Below are 24772 nucleotides of genomic sequence, written 5' to 3' on the forward strand. Positions count from 1 at the left end.
GTGCTGGCGAAGACGGCGGGCTACAAGGGCGTGACGGGCAACATCAGCTTCGACGAGAAGGGCGACGTGAAGAACGGCGCGCTGACGATGTTCACCTACAAGGCTGGCAACCGCGAGCAGATCGCCGTCGTGCGCTGATCGGTATTCACTTTCCCCGGAATTACTGCTATAGTTGCCGTCTTTCCGGAGAGGTGGATGAGCGGTTTAAGTCGCACGCCTGGAAAGCGTGTGTGGGTTAATCCCCACCGCGGGTTCGAATCCCGCCCTCTCCGCCAGACAATATGACTTGAGCCATCAGGTCACAGGTATAGCAAAAAGCCTCGCAGTTCTTGCGGGGCTTTTTTATTGGCGGTCGATTTCAGAGCCGCGCCATGGAATCACCAATGAGCTTGCCCATGAAAAAGCGCCTCGTCGGCGCTTTTTCAGGAAGTCATTCCAGCGATCTCAGCGACTACTTTCCTTGACGATATACCACTCGGCGCCGCGGCGCTTCCACGTCAGCGTCTTCTGGCTCTTGTCGTTGAAATCCTTGGACGAATAGTGTTGTTCGAACTTGGTTTCCACTGTGTCAGCCGAAACAGTGCGGCGCTGCACGTTGGCGATCTTCAGATCTACCGCGCCTTCCTTCTTGAGCAGCTTGGTCCGGTTTGCGAACCACACCGGGCGGGCGACACCCGTTGGCTGGAACTTCGGATCGTAGAAGCTCAGGTAGCGCGTCACGTCCTTGGACGTCCAGGCACCGACCCAGTCGAGCAGGCGCTGTGACACGGGCGTGGCCATCGACACATCGGCTGCCGCGGCGGGCATCGGCACTGCGCTGCGCGAACCCGGCAGTGCACTCAGGGCAGGAGCCGCGGCTGCGGCGATCGGTGCCATCGTTGCACTTTGCTGGCGGGCTCGGGCGTCCAGATCTGCCTTCGACGTCACAGCCAGATCAGTTGCACTCAACGGACAGCGCGTGGCAGCGTCGTCACCGGCTTGCCAGTAACGGCCTTCGGGAATGTCGTCATCTGCTGTGCCAGCGCGCGTCAGACCCAGTGCGGCGACCAGGCTGCTGGCTGCAGCATGGGTGCGTGCCTTGGCGATCACTAGATCCAGCTCGGCATTGGTGTAGGCGCGGCGCGCACCGTACAGCTCGTTTTCGGAGTTCAACAGGTCCAGCAGCGTGCGCTGGCCGATGTCGAATTGCTGGCGATAGGCGTCCCGCACCTTTTCGCTCGACAACACGTGCCGGTCCAGATAATTCAGCTGCTCGTTGAGCTTTTGCACATCGTGGTAAGCGATGGCCGCAGTCTGGCGTGCATCGCGGCAGGCCTTGTCGCGGACATCGGTGGCCTGGTTGAGCAGGTTGGCCGCCTGCCGCACACGGGCCTTGTCCGAGCCGCCATTGAACAGGTTCCAGTTCAGGGCCAGTCCGGCGGTGGTGTCGCGTTTCTGGTCGGGGACACCGTCCAGGTTGCTGCCGGCCGCAGCGCGCACGCGCGCTTCCACACGCGGCTGGTAGAGATTGCCTTCGCGTTCACGTGATTGCGCTTGGGCAGCACGCAGGTTTTCGACCGCCGCAGCGATGGACGCACTGCGCTTGGCGGTCTGCTCCAGCAGGGCCGTCGATGTGGCGGGCATGCCTTTTTCCAGGCTGGCGGCAGCCGGCAGGTCCACCGGCGGCAAGGCGCCGACGATGCGTCGGTAGCGCTCCGTCACGTCGTGCAGGTTGGAGGTTTCGGTCGAAAGATTCGATTCGGCCAGTGCAAGACGCGCTGCCGCCTGCTCCAGATCGACACCGCGGCCCACCCCGGCGCGAACACGGGATTGGCTCTGCTCCGTTACATGGCGGTGCTGGACATAGTTGTCTTCGGCGAGCTTGACCAAGCGGCGGGCGCGCTGCACATCTGCATAGGCACGAACGCTTTCCTGTGCCACCTGCTCGCTGGCGTCGATGAATTCGAAGTAGCGCACCAGTCGGGCATGACCGAGTCGGTCGACCTGATTCATCGTCGTGAATCCGTCCCAGAGCAGTTGCGTCGCGGACAGGGCCACGCCGGTGCTGTTCATGCTCTGGTTGGTCGATCCGATGCGCTCGCGCGTCCGGTTGGCTTCCGCGCTCAGGTCCACCCGCGGGTAATAGGCGCCGCGGGCCACATCGACTTCGTCGACCGCCGCCCGGAAGGCGTTGAGTTTCGCGGTGACCTCGGGGTTGGTAGAAATCGCGCGTTGCACCGTGTCCTTGAGCGGGTCGGTCGATTGCGCAAACGCAACCTGACATGCCAAGGCGATCAGGCCGACGACGAGAGGAGAGGCTGCCTTATTCATTGTTTCGTTGATCCTTGCGCTGGCCTTCGGAATAGACACATCTACCGTCACATCGAGTGTGGTCACGTCCGATTGTCACTCCCGAGAGGCCCGTGGATGAAGGGTGTACTTCCGACGGCTATTTTGCTGTCTCGCCCGCGGATACCTTGATCTGAGTATTCCACACAGCGCCAGACACGTCCAAGTCATCTGCGTACTAAATCGCGCCCACTTGTGGCTACCTTCGCGATTCGTGAAGGAAGGCTACGGTTTTGCCCCGCAGCTGCCGACAACGTCTCCATGCGTGCTGTTGTGCCTGTGTCACGGTCTGTAACACCCCCCCTGAGTCGGGCGGGGGAACAGCCACGCACCTGCCGGACGTACCTGCTGCAGCACTGGCTGGGCTGGACGCTGGCCGTGTTCGGGTTGATGGTGGTCCCTGCCGCATTGGCCTGGGAAGCTGAACGCCTCCTGCAACTTGCAGGTCGGCATGGCGGGCAGACCGCGGTGCTGGCGCAGGCGCTCACCGAGGTGATCCATCAGATGACCCGCCAGGACGATGAAACCCGCCTGCACAGCATCAACCAGTTCTTCAATCGACGGCTGCTCTTCCGGGAGGACATCGAGACCTGGGGCCAGATCGACTACTGGGCCAGTCCGCTCGAATTTCTGGAAAAAGGGCAGGGCGATTGCGAAGACTACGCCATTGGCAAGTACTTTTCGCTCATCGCTTCGGGCGTGCCGCCGACGCGGCTGCGCCTTGTCTACGTCAAGGCGATCTTCGGGGGCCAGGCGTCGGTGCAGCAGGCGCACATGGTGCTGGCGTACTACCCGAGTTCCGGTGCCGATCCGCTCATCCTGGACAACCTGATCGGCGACATCCGGCCTGCATCGAAACGCCCGGACCTGATCCCGGTGTTCAGTTTCAACTCGGAGGGTCTCTGGCAAGGGACACAGGGCCCGGGGGCTGGCGACGCCGTGGCGCGCCTGTCCCGGTGGCGCGAAGTGCTGGTCAAAGCAAGAGATCAGGGGTTTTTGTGAACACACCAAAAAAGGAGTCGGCATGTCGCTGATTCGACAAATCTGGATATTGATCGTCGGCACGATCTTGCTGTCCTGCGCTGGCAGCGTGCTCGTGTCGGTCTGGACCGCCCGAAATTCGCTGGAAACCCAGTTGTCGGTGAAGAACAACGACAACGCCCAGTCGCTGGCACTGTCTCTGTCGCACCAGGGCGAGGACGCAGCGTTGCTGGGTATTTCGATTTCCGCGCAGTTTGATACTGGGCATTACCAGGCCATCATCCTGCGTGCCCCTGGTGGCTCGACGCGTTATTCCCGCGTCGCTGGCGAGGTCCGCAACCCGGCTCCTGCGTGGTTTGTCCGCCTGGTGCCGATCCGGCCCACCGCGGGCCTTGGTCAGGTGCTCAACGGCTGGACGCAGATCGGCACGCTGGAGGTGGTGAGCCAGTCCGCCTATGCCTACGCGGGGCTCTGGTCGGCGTGCGTGAGCATCACGCTGTGGACCTTCGCCATCGGACTGGCGGCGGCGACGCTGGGCCACCTGGCGGTGCAGCGGCTGCGCCGCCAGCTCGACGAGGTGGTGCAGCAAGCCGATGCCTTGACGCAACGCCGCTTCGTGCGGGTCAAGGAGCCGCGCACGCCCGAACTCCGCCGCGTGGCCCAGGCCATGAACCAGATGGTGTCCCGCATCAACCAGATTTTTTCCGAACAGGCGGAACAGGTCGACCAGCTCCGTGTGCAGGCCAGTTGCGACCCGCTGACCGGCATCTCGCACCGGCGGCATTTCCTGGCCAGCTTCGAGTCGCACCTGGGTCGTGAGGAATCGTCCGCGTCGACACAACTGGTGCTGGTGCGGGTGCGGCGTCTGGCCGACGTGAACCGTGCGCTGGGCCACCAGCGCACCGACCAGTTGCTGCGGGCCATCGCCCACACGCTGGGCGAGCCGAATGTGAACGGCACCTCGCCGTCGTGCCATGGCCGCCTCAACGGGTCGGACTTTGCCGTGGTCTACCCCCATGCCAACGAGCGTGATGATCCGGCGGTCGAGATGCTCGAACGCCTGCGCCAATGCCTGGCCGACACCCCTGGTGTGGCGGTGGTGGTGGCGTCGGTCGGCTGCCGCACCGGCACCACCGTGCCCGAGTTGCTGACCAAGGCCGACATGGGCTTGGCGGATGCCGAGGCGAAGGGTGATTTCGCCTACGTCGCCAACGGGCTGGAGCCGGCGCCGATGCAGGGCGGCGAGGACACGTGGCGCAAGGCGCTGCAGGCCACGCTGCTGGCCGCGCGGGTGCAGCTGATGCAGTTCCCGGTCAGCGACCGCATGGGCGATCTGGTGCACATGGAGTGTCCGATGCGCCTGCAGCTGGAGCAGAACGGTCCGTTCGAGCCTGCGGCCCGCTGGCTGCCGTTTGCGCTGCGCACGGGCATGAGCTGCGATGTGGACATGGCGGCGGTCGCGCTGGCGGTCACGGCGATCGCGTCGGATGGCAAGCCGCGGGGCGTGAACCTGTCGCCGCAATCGCTGTCGCATCCGCAGTTCCTGCCGCGTCTGCGCGAGCGCATCGTGGCGGCGGGTGCTTCGGCGCGGCAGCTGTGGGTCGAGGTGGACGAATCGGCGCTGGAGCGCCATCCGGACGCGCTGATCGAGCTGTGCCGCCAATTGCGTCCGCACGGCGTCCATCTGGGTCTGGAGCATGCTGGCGATCGCCTGTCGTCCATCGGGCTGCTGCTGGAGCCGGGGCTGGACTACGTGAAGATCGCCTCCAGCTGGGCCAGTGGCGTGCGCCACGACTCGGCCCGGCGCGCCTGGCTGCGCAGCTCGGTGGCGATGCTGCACGGGGTGGGGCTGAAGGTGTTCGTGGAAGGCGTGCAGGATGCCGATGACCTGCCGGAGCTGTGGGCCTGCGGGGTGGATGGGGTGACCGGGCCGGCCGTGAAGTGAGCTGAACGCCTCCGAGAAAGACAAGAAGCCGCCCCGGCCAACAGCCGGGTCGGCTTCTTTGCTGGGTCAGACCTCGATTACGCGTCGACGATCAGCTTGCCCTGCGTGAGCAGCCTGCCGATGATGTCCGCATCGGTCGCGGTGCTGCCCAGCCCCAGCGACGCCCGCAGATCGACACCCGACAGCACGATGGTCTGGTCTTCGCTGGCGCTGCTGTAGGTGCCGCCGGCGAAGGCGCCGGTGGAGCTGACGTGGATGGTGGTGGTCGCTGCGCTGCCGCTGCCGGCAAAGCTGAACTCCAGGTAGTTCTCCAGCGTGCCAGTGGTTTCGCCGGAGAGCATGTCGCGCAGGTCGATGATGTCGCCGCCGGCCGAGGGCAGCCGGGTGTCGAAGTCGGTGATGGTGTCCACCGACGGGGTGCCGTGGGCACCGCCGTCGTTGAAGGTCCACGCAAAGACGTCCGAGCCAATGCCCCCGGTGAGGGCGTCGTTGCCTTGGCCGCCAGTGAGCGTGTCGTTGCCGTCGCCGCCGACCAGGGTGTCGTTGCCCCAGCCGCCGAACAGGGCGTCGTTGCCGAGCAGTCCGGACAGGTTGTCGTTGCCGTCACCGCCGATCATGTAGTCGTTGCCGGCACTGCCGACGAGGATGTCATCGCTGCTGTTACCGACGTGGGTCGCCGTGGGAACGTTCTCGCTGTTGACCACCGATGAGGTGGACGTGCCGACATTGACGACGATCTGGGCATGCTGGGTGTCGCCGTCCTTGTCGGCGATGACGTAGGAAAGCACCTCGGTCTGCGTGGCAGTGGCCAGGCTGGCCGGCACGCGGTATTCATAGGTGCCGTCGTCCAGATCGATGTAGAACTTGCCGCCTGCGCTGGTCGTCACCACCAGTGTCTTGGTAGCCGAGACGTAGGTGTGGTGGTCCGCTCCACCACTCACGGTGATCGGATCGCTGCTGCCGCTGCCCGCGCCGGAGGTCAGGTAGGTATAGGTCACGCCATCGACGGTCACCGACTGCACATTGCCCTTGTCGGCTCCAACCTGGCCGCCCGACCGGAAGGTTCCGCCCGCGCTCAGGTCACCCGAGGGGATCGGCACGGTGTTCTGCAGTACGCTGTTGAGCTGGTTCAGGTCGGTGACCACCGTGGCGTTGGCCTCGGCGTGGGTGGCGCCGTTCCAGGCGACCGGGTTCAGTGCGCTCTGGCCCACATCGGCGGTGATGCCGATGGCGTAGGAGTTGATGTTGTTCGTGTTGAGGAAGGCCTTCCAGTTCGCCTCTTCGGTCGGATCGATGCCGATGATGTCGCTAGGGGACGTGGCAGGAGGGGCAGTCGGATTGCCGTCCGAGACGAAATACGCCACATTTTGGCCCGAGATCTGGCGGCCGGTCGAGGTGAAAGCGGCGGACGCCGCGGCGATTGCGTCGTCATAGTTGGTTTTGCCGCCGGCGGCCGTGATGGTGTTCAGGATGGCGTTGGCCTGCGCGACGGTGAGCCACTCGGTTCCCCGCGGCGTCGCGGTATCGGCGAATGTGACCAGTCGGACCATCACGGTGCCGAACTCGCTGTAGCTGGTCATCAGGCTGGTGATCGCCGCCTTGGCTGCTTGCAGTCGGGTCTGGCCCTCGAGCGCGCCTGTCGTGATCTCGCTAATCATCGAGCCGGAGGTGTCCAGCGTGATGAGCAGGTTGGTGTCCTGCAAATGCACGCTGCTGGTCTGCGTGACCAGGGCGGCGGGCGAGTCATCCTCGATCCGCACGCTGACAGTGCCCGGGCTGCTCAGGGCGCCATCGCTGACGACGACACCGAAGTCCAGTTGCAGTGCGTCCTCGCCTGCAGCCGGGTGGTCGATCGGACCGGACAGTGTGACGGTGTACGCCCCGATATTGTTGATCGTCGCGGTGAGGATCACCGGGCCGCCGTCGGCGCGGCCGACCAGGGTCTGCGTGCCATCGCCGGTCCAGGTGATGGGGATGCCCCCCTGGGTGTAGCTGGCAGTGACCGCCGACCACACCACCGTCATCGGGCTGCCTTCGATGTCGCGCAGGCCGATTTGACCGGTGTTGACGACGAGGTTGGTGCTGTCGATGGTGCCTGTCGTGTCGGCGAGGCCACCCGTCAGACCTTCCTCCGACAGCGGCGTCACGGCGCCGGCCGTCACGATCGGTGCATCGTTGACCGGATTGATGGTCAGCGTCAGCGTGCCGTTCACCGGGTTGGCGCCGTCGGTCACGGTGTAGGTGATGACCGGTACCGCGCCGTCGTAGTTCGGCTCCGGCGTGAAGGTGTAGGCGCCGGTCGTGGCGATGCTGATGGTGCCTACGCCGGGAATCGTGGCGGTCGTGCCCGGGGCGTAAGGCGTGCCGCCGATGCTGAAGCCGCTGACGGTCAGCGGGTCGCCATTGGCATCGGTGTCGTTGGTCAGCACCGAGCCGGTGATCGGGGTGTCCTCGTCACCGCGGCCGGTGTCGGGCAGCGCAACCGGGGCCACGTCGTCGTCGGCGATGGTGCCAGTGCCGGTCGATGTCGGGGTGCGGGTTGTGCCGGCCGTGGTCGTGGCCGTCAGCGTGAAGGCTTCGGAAGGCTCGATCGCCTTGTCGTTGTTCAGCGGCGTGCGCACCAGCAGCGTCGTGGTGTTCGGCGCAAAGGTTGCCGTGGTGGCATCGACCCAGGTGGCGCCGCCATCGGTGGAGATCTGCAGGTTGTTGCTGCCGGTGCTGCCGTAGTCGACACCAGCGCCCTTGGCGGTGCCGTCGGTCAGCGCCAGGCCCACGGTGGTGGCGGTGGTGGACGGGTTGCTCAGGGTCAGCGTGAAGACCGCATGGCCACCTGCGAGGTTTTCCACCACGGTCGGGCTGTCGATCGTCAGGCGCGGCGTGTCGTTGTCCGGGGTCACGCCCGGCGGCACGGTGCCGGTGCCATCGTCCTTGATCGTGCCCAGGCCGATGCCATCGGCGATGGTGGCATTGGTCGGTGACGACAGGTTGATCGTGAAGGTCTCCGCGCCTTCGTAGACGCTGTCGTTCAGGATCGGCACCGTGATCGTCTTGCTGGTCTCGCCCGGAGCGAAGGTGAGGGTGTTGCTGACGGCGGTGTAGTCCTGGCCCGCCGTGGCCGTGCCGTCCGCGCTGGCGTAGGCCACCGTCACCGGCATCTTGGCGGCGTTGGTGAGCGTCACGGTGAAGGTGGCGGTGCCTGCGGCTTCGTTGACGGTGATGTCGTTGATCGCGATGGCCGGCTTGTCGTTGTCCAGCGGCGTGCCGGGAGGTGTATCGGGCGTCAGGGTGCCGGTGCCGTCGTCCACGATGGTGCCGATGCCGGTGCCGTCCTTGGTCGGATCCACGCCGGCACCAGCGGGCGTGACCTTGGCGTTGGTCGGGTCGGTCAGGACGATCTGGAAGGTCTCCGCGCCTTCGTAGACGGTGTCGTTCTGCAGGGGCACGCTGATGGTCTTGGTCAGCTCGCCCGGGGCAAAGGTCAGCGTGCCCAGCACGGCCTCGTAGTCGAAGCCGGCTTCGGCGCTGCCGTTGACGCTGCTGTACTTGACGGTGACCGGCAGATCCGACGGGTTCGACAGCGTCACCGTGAAGACCGCGGACTTCGAGGCCTCGTTGACCAGCACGTCGTTGATGGTGACCAGCGGGCGGTCGTCGTCCGGTGTGACGCCGGGAGGCACGGTGCCGCTGCCGTCGTCCTTGATGGTGCCCAGCCCGAGCGGGTCGCTGATCACCGCGTTGCTGCTCGGGTTGCTCAGGTTGACGGTGAAGGTCTCGCTGCCTTCGTAGACGGCGTCGTTGAGGATCGGCACCGTGATCGACTTGCTGGTCTCGCCCGGGGCGAAGGTGAGGGTGCCGACGGCCGTGGTGTAGTCGAGTCCTGCCTTGGCGGTGCCGTCGGCTGTGGCGTAGTCGATGGTGACGGGCGTCGTGGCCGTGCCGGCGAGCGTGACGGTGAAGGTCGCGGTGCCGGCCCCTTCGTTGACGATCACGTCGTTGATCACGGCATGTGGCCGGTCGTCGGTCGGCGTGACGCCGGGAGGCACGGTGCCGCTGCCATCGTCCTTGATGGTGCCGAGGCCCAGGCCATCGACGATCAGCGCGTTGTCGCTCGGACTGCTCAGGTTGATCTTGAAGGTTTCAGGGCCTTCGAAGACCGTGTCGTCGGTGATGGGGACGGTGATGGTCTTGGTGAGTTCGCCCGGGGCGAAGGTCAGCGCGCCGGAGACGGCGGCGTAGTCGGTGCCGGCGTGGGCCGTGCCGTCTTCGCTGGCGAACTGCACGGTCACCGGCGTGGAGGCTGCGGTGGTCAGCGTCACGGTGAAGGTGGCGGTGCCGGTGCCTTCGTTGACGGTGATGTCGTCGATCAGGATGCCGGGCTTGTCATAGATCGTGGCGGTGCCGGTGGCACTCGGGTTGGCGGTGCCGTCGGCCGGGGTGAGCGTGGTGGCCTTGAGCGTGAAGGTCTCGCCGGAGTCGTCGAGCGTGTCGACCACCACCGGCGTGCGCACCAGCACGCCGGTCTTGCCGGGTGCGAAGGTGGCGGTGGTGGCGTCGGCCCAGGTGGCGCCACCGTCGGTCGAAACCTGCAGATTGCCGACGCCACCGCCGGCCTTGCCGTAGTCGACGCCGCCGCCCTGCGCCGTGCCGTCGGCCAGCGCGAGCGAAACAGTGGTCGTCACGCCGGAGGCCACACCCAGCGTGACGTTGAACACCGCGAAGCCGGCGCTCTCTGGCACGTTCAGGCTGCTGACGGCCAGCGTCGGTGCGTCGTTGTTGGTGCCGGTGTCCTTGTTGATTTCATCGGCGATCGTGGTGGTCACGCTGCCGGCAGCGGGCACCACCGTGGCGCCGGTGGGTGCGCTCAGGGCGATGGCGTAGTCTTCCTTGCCCTCGAAGGTCGTGTCGTTGGTGATGGGCACCAGCACGGTCTTGGTGGTTTCACCGGGTGCGAAGGTGAGGGTCTGGTTGACGGCGGTGTAGTCGCTGCCAGCCTTGGCCACACCGTCGGCGGTCTTGACCTGCACGGTGATGGCGGTGGCGCTCTTGTCGCTGAGAGTGACGGTGTAGGCCGCGTTGCCCACCGTTTCGGTGACATCGGCAGGCCCGGCGATCGACACGCCGATGACCGTTTCGTCGGGATTCGGGTTAATGGTGCCCACGCCCTGTGTCGTCGTGGTGTCCGCAGGCACCTTGACGTCGAGAGTGATGGTTTCCGCAGGTTCCTTAAACCCGTCATTCACCGTCGGGATGCGAATGATGACCGTGTCGGTGCCGGGCGGCACGGTGACGGTCGTGCCGGTGATCGGCACGAAGGTGTTGCCACCGTCGAAGGAGACCTGCGGCGGTTCGGTGTCGACACCCAGGGTGGCGGTGCCGGACTTCGGCAGCACGTCCAGCACGGTCGGCGTCGTGGATGGGTGGGTCAGCGTGACAGTGAAGTCGAGCGGCTGGCCTTCGCTGACGGTCGGACTGGTGATGCGTGCGACGTGCGGGGTGTCGTCGTCGGTGCCACCGATGCCGCCGCCGTTGTCGAGGATGGTGCCCTTGCCGGTCGGGCTGGGCAGGCCGGCGTTCACCGGGTCACTCAGCTGGACGAAGAAGGTTTCCGCATTCTCGAAGACCGTGTCGTTGGTGATCGGGACCGTGATGGTCTTGGTCGTTTCGCCAGGAGCGAAGGTGAGCTGGCCGTTGACAGGGGTGTAGTCGACACCCCCGGTGGCGGTGCCGTCCGCGGTCGAGTAGCGCACGGTGACGGTCTGGCCGGAGGGCTCGGACAGCTTCACCGTGAAAGTGGCGGTGCCGGCGGCTTCGTTGACGACCACGTCGTTGATCGGCACGAAGCTTGGCAGGGTGTCGCCGTTGTCGACGATGGTGGCGGTTCCGGTCGGCTGGGTGACGTTGACGTCACCGCTGACGACTGTGGCAGTCAGCGTGAAGGTCTCGGCGGATTCGCGGATCAGGTCGTCGGTGACGGGCGTGCGCACCAGCACGGAGGTGGTGCCGGCCGGGATCGTCACGCTGGTGGCAGTGACCCACGTGACGCCGTTGTCGAGCGAAACCTCCAGGTTGTTCGGTCCGGCCGAGCCGTAGTCGACGCCACCGCCCACCGCCGTGCCATCGGCCAGCGTCAGGTTCAGCGTGGTGGGCGTGTCCGAGGCGCGGGTGAGCTGGACGGTGAAGACGGCGTGGCCGGCGCCTTCGTCCACGGTCAACTGGTTCACCCCCAGGCCGGGCAGGCCGGAGGCGGCGGCGACTGCATTGGCGTTCGGACCGGGCGGCACATACGGGTCACCGGAAATGGTGCTGTAGTCGAAGCCATTCGGGCTGACGATCTCGATGACACGCGTGGCACGTTCACTGCCGGCGAGCGAGCCGTCTTCGCCTCCGCCGTTCAAGCCGGCTGCCGTCGGATCCAGGCCATCGCGGTCGGGCGGCACGCGGGCCAGCCGGTCGCCATCGACCTCCAGCTGCACGATGCCGTTCTGCGAGGTCAGGATCACATAGCCCTTGCGGACCATCTCGCCCACCTTCAGTTCGCGCACGGTGCCGTCAGGCAGCCGCACCACGGCCTCGCCCCAGATGCCCACGACCATCCCTTCCGGCAGACGGGCCGGCACATAGGTCGGATCCAGCGTCAGGCGCTGCAGGCTCTGCAGCAGTCCGGCTTTGCCGGTGAGCAGGGCGGATTTCAGGGTCATGGGGATGATGGTGGCCATGGAGTTCTTTCAGTTCGACAGGTCGATCTCGCCAGAATAGACCAAACCCGGTTTCGCTAACGCCGCGAATGCGCCGAAAAACGTGATTTGATGCACTCGAACGAGCATTCGTCCAAGGATAGCGAGGCCGATACCGGTACAGCCTTCTGGCCAAGAAAAAGCCCCTCGGATGAGGGGCTCGGGGAGGCTCCGTGGTACCGGATCGTGTCAGCGTTCGCGCATGGCGTAGGCCTTCGCCTTGAGCACCGGCTTGAGCAGGTAGGACAGCACGGTCTTCTTGCCCGTCAGGATGTCGATTTCGGCCGTCATGCCCGGGATGATGGGCTGGTGTTCACTGAAGCGCGGCTGCGCGGTGCGGACCTTGACGATGTAGAAGGCATTGCCCTTCTCGTCGATCTGGGTGTCAGGGCTGATGTTCTCGACCTTGGCCTCCAGGCCGCCGTAAATCGAGAAGTCATAGGCCGTGAACTTGACGGTGGCGATCTGGTTGGGGTGCAGGAAAGCGATGTCCTTCGGTTGCACCTTGGCTTCGAGCACCAGCGCATCGTCGATCGGCACGATCTCGACGATGTCCTTGCCCGGCTGCACCACGCCGCCCACCGTGTTGGCCAGCAGGCGCTGTACCCGACCGCGCACGGGCGACCTGACGCTCGACTTGTCCACCTTGTCCACCAGCGCCGCAGCCCCCTGGTTCATGGCGTTGAGCTTGCCGAGCACGTCCGACAGATCGCGGCGCGCCTCGTTGCGGAAGGTGATTTCCATCTCCTGCGCCTTGCGCCGCGATTCGCCGATGGCCGCTTGCGCACGTCCCATGCTGGCGGCGGCTTGTTCCATCTCGCCGCGGTAACGGCTGATCTCGCGTTCCAGCCGCAGCACATCGACCTCTGACACCGCGCCGGTGGCCAGCAGTGGCTTGGTGCGGCGCAACTCGTTCTGCGAAATGTCGATCGAGCGCTGCGCGGACGAGCGCCGGGCCTGGGCTTCGGAGACTTCCTGCTGGCGCTGTTCGGCTTGCTGCTGCACGACCGACAGCATCGACTGCAGCTCGGACACCCGCGACAGGTAGAGATTGCGCTCCTCCGCGATGATCCGCGTCTCGTCGGGGCCGCCATTGCCCGAGGGCGGCTTGAAGGCGCCACCCTCGGCCAGCGATTTCAGCCGCGCTTCCTTGACCTTGAGCGCGAAGACCTGCGCCGCGCTCTCGTTGACACCCGAGGTGGCGCGGGTTTCATCGACCTTGAGCAGCAACTGGCCGGCCTCGACCTCCTGGCCTTCTTTCACCAGGATCTCGGACACCACGCCGCCGTCCAGCGACTGCACCACCTGCAGCTGGCGGGAAGGGATGACACGGCCGTCGCCCTTGGTCACTTCGTCGATCTCGGCAAAGCCGGCCCAGACGATCAGCAGCACCACGATGACCACCGCGGCCCGCACGATGCGCTGGGCCCGGGCGGTCTTCTGGCTGGACATGATCTCTTCGGCTTCGTGCTCGAAGTCGCGCAGACCCTGCGGGCCGGCACCGTCGGCGACGGTCTTGCCGAACAGGCCGCGGGCGAGGGCGGCCAGCCGGTCGGACCAGCGGGGCGCCGTGGCGGTGTCCATGCGTGCGTTGGGGGTGTTGGTGCTCATGCAGCCCTCGCGATGCGGCCCGCTTGCAGGGCTTCCAGAATGCGGTCACGCGGACCGTCGGCGACGACCTTGCCCTGGTCGACCACGATGACGCGGTCCACCAGCGCCAGCATCGACGTGCGGTGCGTGACCAGCACGACCGTCTTGCCCTGGGCGAACTCGGTGACCTTGCGGGTGACCTGCGCCTCGGTGGAGAAGTCCATCGCGCTGGTCGGCTCGTCCAGCAGCAGCAGCGGCGCGTTGTGCAGCACCGCGCGCGCCAGGCCGACGCTCTGGCGCTGACCGCCCGAGAGCAGCTCGCCGCGCTCGCCCACCGGCATGTCGAAGCCGCGCGGGTGGCGGTTGACGAACTCGGTCATGCAGGCGGTCTCGGCGGCGGCCAGCACGGCGGTCTCGTCCGCGTAGGGCAGGCCCATCGTGATGTTCTCGCGCAGCGAGCCGTAGAACAGCGTCACGTCCTGCGAGACATAGCCCAGGTTGCGGCGCACGTCGGCCGGATCGAGCTGGCGCAGGTCGATGCCGTCGAGCAGCACGGCGCCCGAGGTCGGCTGGTAGAGGCCGAGCATCAGCTTCTGCAGCGTCGTCTTGCCCGAGCCGACGCGGCCGATCAGCGCCACGCGCTCGCCCTGCTGGATGCGGAAACTGATGCCGTCGAGCACCGGGTCATCGCGGCCGGGATAGGCGAACTTGATGTCGCGGAATTCGATGTCCCCTTTCAGCTCGCGGCGGTGCAGGAAGTTCTGGCCCGCCTCGCGCTCGACCGGGTTGGCCATCACCTTGTTGAGCGACTCCAGCGCGGTGCGTGCGCCCTGGTACTGCATCAGCAGGCCGACGATCTGGCCGGCGGGCGCCAGGGCCCGCGAGCTGAGCGTGGTGCAGGCGATCAGCGCGCCCATCGTCAGCTCGCGCTGCGAGATCAGGTAGACGCCGATCAGCACGATGCTGAGGTTGACGACCTGGGCGAGCCAGTTGGTGCCGTAGCTGGCGGTGCTGGACAGCGCGCGCATGCGGACATTGGTCTGCGCGAGGAACTGGTTGGCGCGCTCCCAGCGGGCCTGGATGACACTTTCGGCGGCCTGGGTCTTGATGGTCTCGATGCCGGTGAGGGCCTCGACCAGTGTGGCGTTGCGCTGTGCGCTGGCCTGGTAGGTGGATTCGGAGAGTTCATGCAAACGCTGTTGCAACACGTAACCGATCGCCAGGATCAGCACGAAGGCCAGCAGCACCGGCAGCACCATCCACGGCGAGATCCACGCCATCACGCCGAGGAAGATCAGCGCGAAGGGCAGGTCGATCAGCGCGGTCACGGTGCTGGAAGCGATGAAGTCGCGCACCGACTCGAAGCCGCGCAGGTTGGAGGCAAACGAGCCGACCGACTGCGGCCGGTGCTCCAGCCGCATCCCCAGCACCCGCTCCATCAGCACCGAGGACAGCTGCACATCGATGCGCGCGCTGGCCTCGTCGACAAAATGGCTGCGCAGCTTGCGCATGTAGAAGTCCGCCAGCAGCACCAGCATCAGCCCCAGTGCCAGCACCCAGAGTGTCTCGATCGCGTGGTTCGGCACCACGCGGTCATAGACGTTCATCGTGAAGATCGGAAAGGCCAGCGCGAACAGGTTGATCAGGAAGGCGGCCCAGAGCACGTCCCGGTAGACGAGCCGCTGGCTGGCAATCGCACTCCAGAACCAGTGCCCCTTCTGGGTGGCGCGGACCTCGGGCGTGCGTTCGTCGAAGCGGAAATGCGGGCGCACATACAGCACCACGCCGCTGTAGCGCCGCGCCAGATCCTTGCGGGCCACGACGACAGCGCCCTGGCCGGTCTCGGGCATGAGCACGCGGGCGTCGCCTTCCGCGGTCCAGCCCAGCAGGACGCAGGCGTCATTGCCGCGCAGGATCAGCACGGCGGGCAGGGTGGCGGCGTCGATCTTGTTCGGCTTGACACGCTGGAGCTTGCTGAACATGCCGGCGCGCTGGGCGGCGCGTTCGGCCAGACCCAGCGTGAGCCGGCCGTCCTGCAGTGGCAGACCGGCGGACAGCGAGGCACGCGAGGCGTTCACGCCATGCAGCCGGCAGACTTCGAGCAGGCAGTCCAGCAGCGGGTCGGGATTGAGCAGGTCTTCGCGCAGGCGCTCGGTAGCGGCATCGCGGGCCGCTGCGACAGGACGGGGAGAGTTCATGTTGGAGGCGGTGAACGCTGAGGGGCTCAGCCGATATCGGCAAAGTGCAGGCCGAACTGACCGCGGGCGCGGTCCTCGAAGTAGCGTTCCAGCGTTACCCGCACGGTGCGGAACGCCAGGTCGTGCCAGGGAATGTCCTGCTGGCGGAACAGGCGGGCCTCGATGGTTTCCGGTCCCGGATCGAACACGGTGTCCAGCAGCGCCGCGCGGTAGAACACATGCACCTGCCCGACCTTGACCACGTTGAGAACCGAGAACAGACCCTCGAGTTCGATGTGCGCGCCGGCCTCTTCGACCGTCTCGCGCACGGCGCCTTCAGCCAGCGTTTCCCCCAGCTCCATGAAGCCGGCTGGCAGCGTCCAGAAGCCGTGGCGCGGCTCGATGTTGCGTCGGCACAGCAGGACCTGATCCTCCCAGATGGGCACCGTTCCCACCACGTTGAGCGGGTTTTCGTAGTGGATCGTGGCGCAGGCCGTGCAAGTGGCACGCTCTCGATTGTCGTCGGCGGGGATCTGGTAGACAACCTGAGACCCGCACTCCCGGCAGTGCTTGATACGTCGCGGCAATAGCATTCCGGCAGTGTATCGCCTGCTTCGCGTGGCATGATCTGAAACAAACCGCGCACACAAAGAGGAGCCATTTCCCATGGAGCTTTACAGCTATTTCCGTTCGTCCGCCTCGTTTCGGGTGCGCATTGCGCTGGCGCTGAAGTCGCTGTCCTACGACTACAAGACGGTGCATCTGGTGCGCAACGAGCAGACCGGGCCAGACTATGCGGCCGTGTCGCCGCAACGCCTCGTGCCGCTGCTGCAGGACGGCGATGCCCGGCTCACGCAGTCCATGGCGATCATCGAATACCTGGACGAGGTGTACCCCGAGCCGCCGCTGATGCCGGCCGATCCGCTGGGTCGGGCGCGGGTGCGCTCGTTGTCGCAGGACATCGCCTGCGAGATCCACCCGCTCGACAACCTGCGCGTGCTGCGTTATCTGGTCAAGGAACTCGGCGCCAGCGAGGACGCCAAGAACGCCTGGTACCGGCACTGGGTCGAGGTCGGGCTGGAGGTCGTGGAGCGGCAGTTGTGCGACCACCCGGCCACCGGCGCCTTCTGCCACGGCGACACACCGACGATGGCCGACTGCGTGCTGGTGCCGCAGATCTTCAATGCCCAGCGGTTCGACTGCCGCCTGGACCATGTGCCTACCGTGATGCGCGTCTTCGAGACCTGCATGCAGTTGCCCGCCTTCCAGGCGGCGCAGCCGTCCGCTTGCCCGGATGCCGATGCCTGATCCGGATCGCCTGCACGCGTGCGTGCCGGCCGACTGGTGGCGCCCCGCGTTTTCACATCCCCGCGTTGGCGCCGTGATGACCGGGCGTTCCGGCGGCGTGAGTCTGCCGCCATTCGATAGCTTCAATCTGCGCGACGGGCTGGGCGACGATCCGCAGGCAGTGCAGGCCAATCGGGCGCAACTGCAGTCGATCGTCGGTCGACCGGTGCAGCGGCTCACGCAGGTGCATGGCGTGGCTGTGTACACGCTGGAGGCCTTGTCCGGCCCGGAGGCGGCCTTGCCGATCGCCGATGCCGTGGCAACGACTGCGTCGGACGTGGCCTGCGAGATCCAGGTGGCCGACTGCCTGCCTGTTCTGTTCGCCCATGTCGGTGGACGGGCGGTGGGTGCTGCGCATGCGGGCTGGCGCGGGCTGGCGGGTGGTGTGCTGGAGGCGACGCTGGCGCGTGTCTGCGATCTGGCCGGCGCACCCCCGGGCGAGATCGAATGCTGGCTGGGTCCGTGCATCGGGCCGGCGCGGTTCGAGGTGGGCGCCGAAGTGCTGCTGGCGTTCGGCGCGACGCCCGATGCGCCGGGGCCGTCGTTTGTGGCCAGCCTGCCGGGCAAGTGGCTCGCCGATCTGCCGGCGCTCGCCCGCCAGCGCCTGAGAGCTGCCGGCATGCACCGAATCGGAGGCAACACCGGCGCGCCCGACTGGTGCACGCTGAGTCAGCCGCGGCGCTATTTTTCTTACCGCCACGCGCCCCACACCGGTCGCATGGCGGCGCTGGTCTGGCTGAGCGTTGCCGACGCTACGGCGTAGGGGGCTGCTCGGGTGTTGGCGGCTGGGTCGCTTCCGTGGCTTCAGCGGCTTGGCGGGCCTTGCGGCGCAGTGGCGTGCCCATCAGGTAAAGCACCACCGACAGCGGCCCGATGCCGTAGAGCATCAGGGTGAAAAACGCGCCCAGCAGCGTGCCTTGCGGATGGGTGGCTTCAGCGAGTGCCATCATCAACGTGACATAAAGCCACGCAATTGCGACCAAGTACATGGGGATTTTCCGCTATCTGTCCTGCTACTGCTGACAAGGCGGAGCAAGGTGGTTGTATGGATGCGGAATGCATAATGCCCGTGAATGCAGTTTTCATGCACCGGAGCAGATGAATGAACCCGTTTGGCAAGCCTATGTTCAATGCGCCCGACCTGGGGCAGGACGTCGCCGGTCTGTTCAAGACCCTGTCGCAACTGCAGATTCCACCGGCCGAACTCACGCGCATCCAGGGTGACTACCTGCGCAGTGCCGGCGAGATCTGGAACTCCAGTCTGAGTGCGGGCGGCAAGGTCACGCTGCCCAAGGACCGGCGGTTTTCCGCACCGGAGTGGAGCGACAACCCGATGGCCGGTTTAGCCGCCGCCACCTACTTGCTCAACGCGCGCACCTTGATGGCGCTGTCCGAAGTGGTCCAGGGGGACGAGAAAACCCGTGCCCGCATCCGCTTCGCGGTTCAGCAGTGGGTCGATGCGGCTGCGCCATCCAACTTCCTCGCGCTCAACCCGGAAGCCCTGAAAAAGGCGGTCGACTCCAAGGGCGAGAGCCTGACGCAGGGCATGAACCACCTGCTCGGCGACCTGAAGCAGGGCCATGTCTCGCAGACCGATGAGTCGCTGTTCGAGGTGGGCCGCAATGTGGCCACCACCGAAGGCACCGTGGTGTTCGAGAACGCGCTGTTTCAGCTCATCGAATACAAGCCGCTGACCGCACAGGTCTACGACAAGCCGATGCTGTTCGTGCCGCCGTGCATCAACAAGTTCTACATCCTCGACTTGCAGCCCGACAACTCGGTCATCCGCTACACCGTCGAACAGGGCCACCGCTTGTTTGTCGTGAGCTGGCGCAATCCGACCGACGACATGGCGGCCATGACGTGGGACGACTACATCGAGCAGGCGGTCCTGAAGGCGATCAGCGTCACGCAGGAGATCACCGGTGCCGAGACGCTGGACATGCTGGGCTTCTGCGTCGGGGGCACGATCCTGTCCACTGCGCTGGCCGTGCTGGCTGCGCGGGGTGAACACCCCGCCGCGAGCCTGACGCTGCTGACCACGCTGCTGGATTTCAGCAACACCGGCATCCTCGACATCTTTGTCGACGAGGGCTCTGTGCGGCTGCGCGAAATGACCATCGGGCCGGACGCGCCGCAAGGCCCCGGCATGCTCAAAGGCAAGGAACTGGCGAGCACCTTCAGTTTCCTGCGCCCGAACGATCTGGTCTGGAACTACGTGGTGGGCAACTACCTGAAAGGTGAGACGCCACCGCCGTTCGATCTGCTGTACTGGAATTCCGACAGCACCAACCTGCCCGGCGCGATGTATTGCTGGTACCTGCGCCACACCTACCTGCAAAACGAGCTGAAGGTGCCCGGTGCGCTGACCGTGTGCGGCGAGAAGATCGATCTCGGCGCGATCCAGGCGCCGGTTTACCTCTATGCGTCGCGTGAAGACCACATCGTGCCGTGGGATTCGGCTTTTCAGAGCACGCGCATCTTCAAGAGCCCGCACCGCTTTGTGCTGGGCGCGTCCGGCCACATCGCCGGCGTTGTCAACCCACCCGCCAAGAAGAAGCGCAATTACTGGACCAACGAGGCCGCTGCCGACTCGGCCGATGCGTGGCTGGAAGCCGCCACCAGCCATCCGGGCAGCTGGTGGACCGACTGGTCCGAGTGGCTGGCCAAGTACGCCGGCAAGAAGAAAGCTGCGCCCAAGGCCTTCGGCAGCCGCAAGTACAAGGCGATCGAACCGGCTCCCGGCCGCTATGTGAAAGCCAAAGTCTGATTGTCAGTTTGGCGACAGTCTGGGATAGAGTGTCGACGTCCCCGGACACTTGAACCGACTTCTAGTTTTTGTATTTGGAGAATTGCATGATTGACATCGTGATCGTCGCCGCCGCCCGCACCGCGGTAGGAAAATTTGGTGGCAGCCTGGCCAAGACCGCCGCACCGGAACTCGGCGCCACCGTGGTGCGCGCACTGCTGCAGCGCTCGGGCCTGTCGGGCGAGCAGATTGGTGAGCTGATCTTCGGCCAGGTGCTGACTGCCGGCTCCGGCCAGAATCCCGCGCGGCAGACCGTGATCAAGTCCGGCCTGCCGCAGGGTGTGCCGGCCATGACCATCAACAAGGTCTGCGGCTCCGGCCTGAAGGCCGTGATGCTGGGTGCCCAGGCCATTCGCGACGGTGACAGCGAAATCGTCATCGCCGGTGGCCAGGAAAACATGAGCATGAGCCCGCACGTGCTGGCTGGCTCCCGTGATGGCCAGCGCATGGGCGACTGGAAGATGGTCGATTCGATGATCGTCGATGGCCTGTGGGACGTGTACAACCAGTACCACATGGGCACCACCGCCGAGAACATCGCCAAGAAGTACGGCGTTACCCGCGAGATGCAGGACGCGCTGGCGCTGGGCTCGCAGCAGAAGGCCGCTGCCGCCCAGGAGGCCGGCAGGTTCAAGGACGAGATCGCCGCCGTGTCGATCCCGCAGCGCAAGGGCGATCCGGTCGTCTTCGACAGCGACGAGTTCATCAACCGCCGCTCCACCGCTGAAGCACTGGCTGGTTTGCGCCCCGCCTTCGACAAGACGGGCAGCGTCACGGCCGGCAATGCGTCGGGTCTGAACGATGGCGCCGCGGGGGTCGTGCTGATGTCGGCGGCCAAGGCAGCGGCCCTCGGGCTGACCCCGCTGGCCCGCATCGCCAGCTACGCCAGCGCCGGTCTCGACCCCGCCTACATGGGCATGGGTCCGGTCCCCGCTGCCCGCAAGGCGCTGCAGCGCGCGGGCTGGTCGCCGGCCGATCTGGACCTGCTCGAAATCAACGAAGCCTTCGCCGCACAAGCCTGCGCCGTCCACCAGGAAATGGGTTGGGACACCAGCAAGGTCAACGTCAACGGCGGCGCCATCGCCATCGGTCACCCGATCGGTGCGTCCGGCTGCCGGATTCTCGTCACGCTGCTGCACGAAATGCAGCGCCGCGACGCGAAGAAGGGCATCGCCTCGCTGTGCATCGGCGGCGGCATGGGTGTGGCGCTCACGGTCGAGCGTTGAGCGCGTCTTGACGGCACCGCAACACCAGTTTTCACACCACGAGGAGAGACACATGAGTCAAAAAGTTGCATACGTCACCGGCGGCATGGGTGGCATCGGAACGTCGATCTGCCGTCGCCTGCACAAGGAAGGCTTCAAGGTCATCGCCGGTTGCGGCCCGACCCGCGATGCCCAGAAGTGGCTGGATGAGCAGGCCGCCGCCGGCTTCACCTTCCACGCCTCGGTGGGCAATGTGGCGAGCTGGGATTCGACGGTCGAAGCCTTCGAGCGCGCCAAGGCCGAGCACGGCATCATCGACGTGCTGGTCAACAACGCCGGCATCACCAAGGACCGCATGTTCCTGAAGATGACCCGTGAAGACTGGGACATGGTCATCGACACCAACCTGAACAGCATGTTCAACGTCACCAAGCAAGTGGTGGCGGACATGGTGGCCAAGGGCTGGGGCCGGATCATCCAGATCAGCTCGGTCAATGGCGAGAAGGGGCAGTCGGGTCAAACCAACTACTCGGCGGCCAAGGCTGGCATGCACGGCTTCACGATGGCCCTGGCGCAGGAAATGGCCAACAAGGGTGTCACGGTCAACACCGTGAGCCCCGGCTACATCGGCACCGACATGGTCCGCGCCATCAAGCCCGAAGTGCTGGAGAAGATTGTCGCCACCATCCCGGTGAAGCGTCTGGGTTCGCCGGAAGAAATCGGCTCCATCGTTGCCTGGCTGGCGGGCGAGGACTCGGGCTTCACCACCGGCGCTGATTTCAGCTGCAACGGCGGTCTGCACATGGGCTGATTGGCTCCATGCTGGTCTTTGGCCAGCTACGCCGAAGCTGATTCGAGAAACCGGGCTTGCCCGGTTTTTTTCATTGCACGGCGATCAGTGCGTCCAGCGCCGCACACACCTCGCGCATGCTGCCGCTGATGCGCACGCGCTGGTGGTCCTGCGGATCGATGCGCAGATGCACGCCTTCCGATTCGGGTGGGCGCGGTGCAGCGGTCGGCTCGGCGGAGGATGCAACGGAATGCAGATCGGCCAGAACAGAATCGATCGATGGCGGCTGGCTCATGCGCCGCCCCAGCGAGCGCAGAGTGTGCGCGGAAATCGGCGTGTGCCGTGCTGCACGCCGATGGCGCAACGGGGTAAACCGTGGATGCATGGATGACCTCCTGGAGGTCGGCAGAGCTGGCACATGACCAGGTCTATCGACCAGCTTGGGAACGACTTGACTGCGCGTTGACACGCGCCCAACCCTCTCGGGTGGCCGGGTTAACCCAGCAGCGTGTTCCGGATCAGACCAACCGCCAGTCCTTCCAGGCTGAAGTCGGTGCTGCCGGTGGGCACTTGGATGGTCTGGAAATCCGGGTTTTCCGGAATGAGTTCGACGCCCGCTGCAGTGCGTCGGAACCGTTTCACCGTCACTTCGTCGCCCAGGCGGGCCACGACGATCTGCCCGTTCTTGGCGTCGCTGGCTTTCTGGACTGCCAGCAGATCGCCGTCGAGGATGCCGGCGTCCCGCATGCTCATGCCGCGGACCTTGAGCAGATAGTCCGGCTTGCGGGCGAACAGGTAGGACTCGACCGCGAAGGTGCGCTCGATGTGCTCCTGCGCCAGGATCGGACTGCCGGCGGCCACCCGACCCACCAGAGGCAGATTCAGCGACAGCAGCGCGGCCGGCACCGGCTCGAACGCCATCTCGTCGATGCTGCGCAGGCGCGAGGCGTTGAGCCTGCGCAATGTGTCAGACTTGACCCGAATGCCCCGCGAGGTGCCACTCACGAGGTCGATGACCCCCTTGCGGGCCAGCGCCTTGAGGTGTTCTTCCGCGGCATTGGGAGAGCGGAAGCCCAGCTCGGACGCGATTTCTGCCCGGGTCGGCGGCGAGCCGGTGCGCTCGATCGTGCGCTGAATCAGCTCCAGAATCTGCTGCTGTCGGCTGGTGAGCTTGGGGCTGTCGTCCACGGGTTCCTCGCTAGGCGGTGACGTTGCCTGGGCGTTGACTGAGAAAACGTCCAGTACCTGTATTTTTATCCAGCGATTCGCAAATGACAAGTACTGATTCGACTCCCCGTTCCAGCGCTGCAACCCTGCCAAGACGCATCGTCGTGCTGGGTACGGGTGGCACGATTGCAGGCACCGCGGCGAGTACCGAGGACAACGTGGGCTACACGGCCGGCCAGGTGGCGGTGGCGCAATTGCTCGCCGCTGTGCCCGCCTTGCGCCGGCGCTGCGAAGAGGGCTGGTCGATCGAATCGGAACAGGTCGCCCAGATCGACAGCAAGGACATGAGCCACGCCGTGTGGCGGCGGTTGACCGAGCGGGTGCAGATCCACCTGGACCGCCCCGAGGTGGACGGCATTGTCGTCACCCACGGCACGGACACGCTGGAGGAAACCGCCTACCTGCTGCAGCGGGTGCTCGCGCCGGGCAAATCGGTGGTGCTGACGGCGGCCATGCGTCCGGCCAGTGCGGCGCAGCCGGACGGGCCGCAGAATCTGGCGGATGCCGTGACCGTGGCCGGATCACCCGGCGCGCGCGGGGTGGTGGCGGTGCTGGCCGGCAAGGTCTGGCTGGGATCGGAGGTGCGCAAGGTCCATCCGTACCGGCCGGATGCCTTCGATGCGGGCGATGCAGGCCCGCTGGCGCATGTCGAGGAAGGCCGGGTGCGCATGCTGCGTGACTGGCCGACGGGCACGCCGCTGGGTCTGCACGTGCTGGCCGCCGACATCTGGCCGGAGGTGCAGATTGTCATGAGCCACGCTGGCGCAGACGGCCGGGTGGTGGACCTGCTGATGGAGGCGGGTGTCCAGGGCCTGGTCGTCGCCGCTACTGGCAATGGCACCGTCCACCACGATCTGCAGACGGCGCTGCTGCGGGCGCAATCCGCCGGGGTGGCGGTGGTGCGCGCGCTGCGGGGTGGGGCGGGGTGCATCGTGCCGACCGGGCACGATCTCGTGCCCGACGCCGGTGCGCTCACCGCGGTACAGGCCCGCGTCGAGATCCTGCTGCGGCTGTTGTCACGGCGGGCGTGAGCGGCGCGGCCCCGGCAGGCCTCGCGCTGGGTCAGACCACGTTCAGCGTGACGTCGATGTTGCCGCGGGTGGCGTTCGAGTAGGGGCAGACGATGTGCGCGGCCTGCACGATGCCCTCGGCGCTGTCGCGGTCCATGCCCGGAATGCTGACGTTCAGCGTCACCTGGATACCGAAACCAGTCGGGATCGGGCCGATGCCGACTTCCGATGCTATCGTGGTGGCCGCCGGCAGGGCGACCTTCTTCTGGCCGGCGACGAACTTCATCGCGCCCAGGAAGCAGGCGGCGTAGCCCGCAGCGAAGAGCTGCTCGGGGTTGGTGCCGGCGCCGTCGTCGCCGCCGAGGCCCTTGGGCACGGAGAGCTTGACGCTCAGGCGGCTGTCGTCAGTGGATGCACCGCCGTCACGGCCTCCGGTGGCAGAGGCGCGGGCGGTGTAGAGGACTTTGTCGAGGGACATGGAGCAACCTTTCAGGTTGGGGTGGGGAACGGGGAACGGGGAACGGAATTGGGCGAGTGCCTGGCGCAGCCGGTGCAGCTCGCCGGTGAGGGCACCGATCTCGTCGAGCGAGCAGCCGACGGACGACGCCAGTTGGGGCGGGATGGCCTCG

At 66.0% G+C, this 24772-nt stretch carries 17 protein-coding genes, 1 tRNA gene and 1 pseudogene; 10 read left to right on the forward strand and 9 right to left on the reverse strand.

Annotated elements, in window-relative coordinates:
* A pseudogene (locus RMP06_RS07060) lies at positions 1 to 138 on the forward strand (branched-chain amino acid ABC transporter substrate-binding protein); the annotation flags it as partial.
* A gap of 47 nt (positions 139 to 185) precedes the next feature.
* A tRNA-Ser gene (locus tag RMP06_RS07065) sits at positions 186 to 275 on the forward strand.
* A 169-nt stretch (positions 276 to 444) separates the two neighbouring features.
* Here the strand turns inward: RMP06_RS07065 and RMP06_RS07070 are convergent.
* Positions 445 to 2310 (reverse strand): TolC family outer membrane protein, encoded by a 1866-nt coding sequence (locus RMP06_RS07070; RefSeq protein ID WP_310461070.1) that lies wholly within the window; start codon positions 2308 to 2310, stop codon positions 445 to 447.
* Positions 2311 to 2589: 279 nt separating this feature from the next.
* On the opposite strand from RMP06_RS07070, the gene RMP06_RS07075 reads away from it, so the two are divergent.
* Positions 2590 to 3330, forward strand: a complete 741-nt coding sequence (locus tag RMP06_RS07075) for a transglutaminase-like cysteine peptidase (protein ID WP_310461071.1) — start codon at positions 2590 to 2592, stop codon at positions 3328 to 3330.
* 22 nt (positions 3331 to 3352) lie between these two features.
* Positions 3353 to 5254, forward strand: coding sequence for a bifunctional diguanylate cyclase/phosphodiesterase (locus RMP06_RS07080; protein WP_310461072.1), 1902 nt, complete (start codon positions 3353 to 3355; stop codon positions 5252 to 5254).
* A 77-nt stretch (positions 5255 to 5331) separates the two neighbouring features.
* Here RMP06_RS07080 and RMP06_RS07085 read toward each other — a convergent pair whose 3' ends face one another.
* The 4 genes from RMP06_RS07085 to RMP06_RS07100 form a co-directional block, all read right to left on the reverse strand.
* Positions 5332 to 11952, reverse strand: coding sequence for a Calx-beta domain-containing protein (locus RMP06_RS07085; protein ID WP_310461073.1), 6621 nt, complete (start codon positions 11950 to 11952; stop codon positions 5332 to 5334).
* Positions 11953 to 12177: 225 nt separating this feature from the next.
* Positions 12178 to 13599 (reverse strand): HlyD family type I secretion periplasmic adaptor subunit, encoded by a 1422-nt coding sequence (locus RMP06_RS07090; protein ID WP_310461074.1) that lies wholly within the window; start codon positions 13597 to 13599, stop codon positions 12178 to 12180.
* A complete protein-coding gene (locus RMP06_RS07095) occupies positions 13596 to 15776 on the reverse strand; it encodes a type I secretion system permease/ATPase (protein ID WP_310461075.1) in 2181 nt (726 codons plus the stop codon). The genes RMP06_RS07090 and RMP06_RS07095 overlap by 4 nt, the downstream gene beginning before the upstream one ends.
* Before the next feature lie 26 nt (positions 15777 to 15802).
* Positions 15803 to 16348 carry an NUDIX hydrolase gene (locus RMP06_RS07100; protein WP_310461076.1) on the reverse strand — a complete coding sequence of 182 codons (546 nt, stop codon included), beginning with the start codon at positions 16346 to 16348 and terminating at the stop codon, positions 15803 to 15805.
* A gap of 73 nt (positions 16349 to 16421) precedes the next feature.
* On the opposite strand from RMP06_RS07100, the gene maiA reads away from it, so the two are divergent.
* On the forward strand, positions 16422 to 17063 hold the full coding sequence (gene maiA / locus RMP06_RS07105; protein WP_310461077.1) for a maleylacetoacetate isomerase: 642 nt from the start codon (positions 16422 to 16424) through the stop codon (positions 17061 to 17063).
* On the forward strand, positions 17056 to 17865 hold the full coding sequence (gene pgeF / locus RMP06_RS07110) for a peptidoglycan editing factor PgeF (RefSeq protein ID WP_310461078.1): 810 nt from the start codon (positions 17056 to 17058) through the stop codon (positions 17863 to 17865). Before maiA ends, pgeF begins: the two co-directional genes overlap by 8 nt.
* On the opposite strand, the gene RMP06_RS07115 is transcribed toward pgeF, so the two are convergent.
* On the reverse strand, positions 17855 to 18091 hold the full coding sequence (locus RMP06_RS07115) for a hypothetical protein (protein ID WP_310461079.1): 237 nt from the start codon (positions 18089 to 18091) through the stop codon (positions 17855 to 17857). The genes pgeF and RMP06_RS07115 overlap by 11 nt on opposite strands.
* 113 nt (positions 18092 to 18204) lie before the next feature.
* Between RMP06_RS07115 and phaC the strand changes: the two genes are divergently transcribed.
* The 3 genes from phaC to phbB all read left to right on the forward strand — a co-directional run bounded on the left by phaC (position 18205) and on the right by phbB (position 21927).
* Positions 18205 to 19872: a class I poly(R)-hydroxyalkanoic acid synthase gene (phaC, locus tag RMP06_RS07120; protein ID WP_310461080.1), complete on the forward strand. Its 1668-nt coding sequence runs from the start codon at positions 18205 to 18207 to the stop codon at positions 19870 to 19872.
* 86 nt (positions 19873 to 19958) lie between these two features.
* Positions 19959 to 21137 (forward strand): acetyl-CoA C-acetyltransferase, encoded by a 1179-nt coding sequence (locus RMP06_RS07125; RefSeq protein WP_310461081.1) that lies wholly within the window; start codon positions 19959 to 19961, stop codon positions 21135 to 21137.
* 52 nt (positions 21138 to 21189) lie between these two features.
* Positions 21190 to 21927 carry an acetoacetyl-CoA reductase gene (gene phbB, locus RMP06_RS07130; RefSeq protein WP_310461082.1) on the forward strand — a complete coding sequence of 246 codons (738 nt, stop codon included), beginning with the start codon at positions 21190 to 21192 and terminating at the stop codon, positions 21925 to 21927.
* 70 nt (positions 21928 to 21997) lie between these two features.
* Here phbB and RMP06_RS07135 read toward each other — a convergent pair whose 3' ends face one another.
* Together RMP06_RS07135 and lexA are read right to left on the reverse strand one after the other, a co-directional pair.
* Positions 21998 to 22201, reverse strand: a complete 204-nt coding sequence (locus RMP06_RS07135) for a hypothetical protein (protein ID WP_310461083.1) — start codon at positions 22199 to 22201, stop codon at positions 21998 to 22000.
* Between the two features lie 200 nt (positions 22202 to 22401).
* Complete coding sequence (gene lexA, locus RMP06_RS07140) at positions 22402 to 23094, reverse strand: transcriptional repressor LexA (RefSeq protein WP_310461084.1); 693 nt, start codon at positions 23092 to 23094, stop codon at positions 22402 to 22404.
* An 83-nt stretch (positions 23095 to 23177) separates the two neighbouring features.
* On the opposite strand from lexA, the gene RMP06_RS07145 reads away from it, so the two are divergent.
* Complete coding sequence (locus RMP06_RS07145) at positions 23178 to 24164, forward strand: asparaginase (RefSeq protein WP_310461085.1); 987 nt, start codon at positions 23178 to 23180, stop codon at positions 24162 to 24164.
* A gap of 31 nt (positions 24165 to 24195) precedes the next feature.
* On the opposite strand, the gene RMP06_RS07150 is transcribed toward RMP06_RS07145, so the two are convergent.
* Positions 24196 to 24621 carry an organic hydroperoxide resistance protein gene (locus RMP06_RS07150; RefSeq protein ID WP_310461115.1) on the reverse strand — a complete coding sequence of 142 codons (426 nt, stop codon included), beginning with the start codon at positions 24619 to 24621 and terminating at the stop codon, positions 24196 to 24198.
* Between the last annotated feature and the right edge of the window lie 151 nt (positions 24622 to 24772).

The organism is Sphaerotilus sp., assembly GCF_031429695.1.
GTDB lineage: Bacteria > Pseudomonadota > Gammaproteobacteria > Burkholderiales > Burkholderiaceae_C > Sphaerotilus.

Bases quoted from the DNA above. Each gene is read 5' to 3' on its own strand.
- RMP06_RS07150 (WP_310461115.1), bottom strand. From the start codon at position 24,621: ATGTCCCTCGACAAAGTCCTCTACACCGCCCGCGCCTCTGCCACCGGA.
- phbB (WP_310461082.1), top strand. From the start codon at position 21,190: ATGAGTCAAAAAGTTGCATACGTCACCGGCGGCATGGGTGGCATCGGA.
- RMP06_RS07090 (WP_310461074.1), bottom strand. From the start codon at position 13,599: ATGAGCACCAACACCCCCAACGCACGCATGGACACCGCCACGGCGCCC.
- RMP06_RS07100 (WP_310461076.1), bottom strand. From the start codon at position 16,348: ATGCTATTGCCGCGACGTATCAAGCACTGCCGGGAGTGCGGGTCTCAG.
- RMP06_RS07135 (WP_310461083.1), bottom strand. From the start codon at position 22,201: ATGAGCCAGCCGCCATCGATCGATTCTGTTCTGGCCGATCTGCATTCC.
- phaC (WP_310461080.1), top strand. From the start codon at position 18,205: ATGAACCCGTTTGGCAAGCCTATGTTCAATGCGCCCGACCTGGGGCAG.
- RMP06_RS07145 (WP_310461085.1), top strand. From the start codon at position 23,178: ATGACAAGTACTGATTCGACTCCCCGTTCCAGCGCTGCAACCCTGCCA.
- RMP06_RS07075 (WP_310461071.1), top strand. From the start codon at position 2,590: ATGCGTGCTGTTGTGCCTGTGTCACGGTCTGTAACACCCCCCCTGAGT.
- RMP06_RS07070 (WP_310461070.1), bottom strand. From the start codon at position 2,310: ATGAATAAGGCAGCCTCTCCTCTCGTCGTCGGCCTGATCGCCTTGGCA.
- RMP06_RS07085 (WP_310461073.1), bottom strand. From the start codon at position 11,952: ATGACCCTGAAATCCGCCCTGCTCACCGGCAAAGCCGGACTGCTGCAG.
- maiA (WP_310461077.1), top strand. From the start codon at position 16,422: ATGGAGCTTTACAGCTATTTCCGTTCGTCCGCCTCGTTTCGGGTGCGC.
- RMP06_RS07115 (WP_310461079.1), bottom strand. From the start codon at position 18,091: ATGTACTTGGTCGCAATTGCGTGGCTTTATGTCACGTTGATGATGGCA.
- pgeF (WP_310461078.1), top strand. From the start codon at position 17,056: ATGCCTGATCCGGATCGCCTGCACGCGTGCGTGCCGGCCGACTGGTGG.
- RMP06_RS07080 (WP_310461072.1), top strand. From the start codon at position 3,353: ATGTCGCTGATTCGACAAATCTGGATATTGATCGTCGGCACGATCTTG.
- RMP06_RS07125 (WP_310461081.1), top strand. From the start codon at position 19,959: ATGATTGACATCGTGATCGTCGCCGCCGCCCGCACCGCGGTAGGAAAA.
- RMP06_RS07095 (WP_310461075.1), bottom strand. From the start codon at position 15,776: ATGAACTCTCCCCGTCCTGTCGCAGCGGCCCGCGATGCCGCTACCGAG.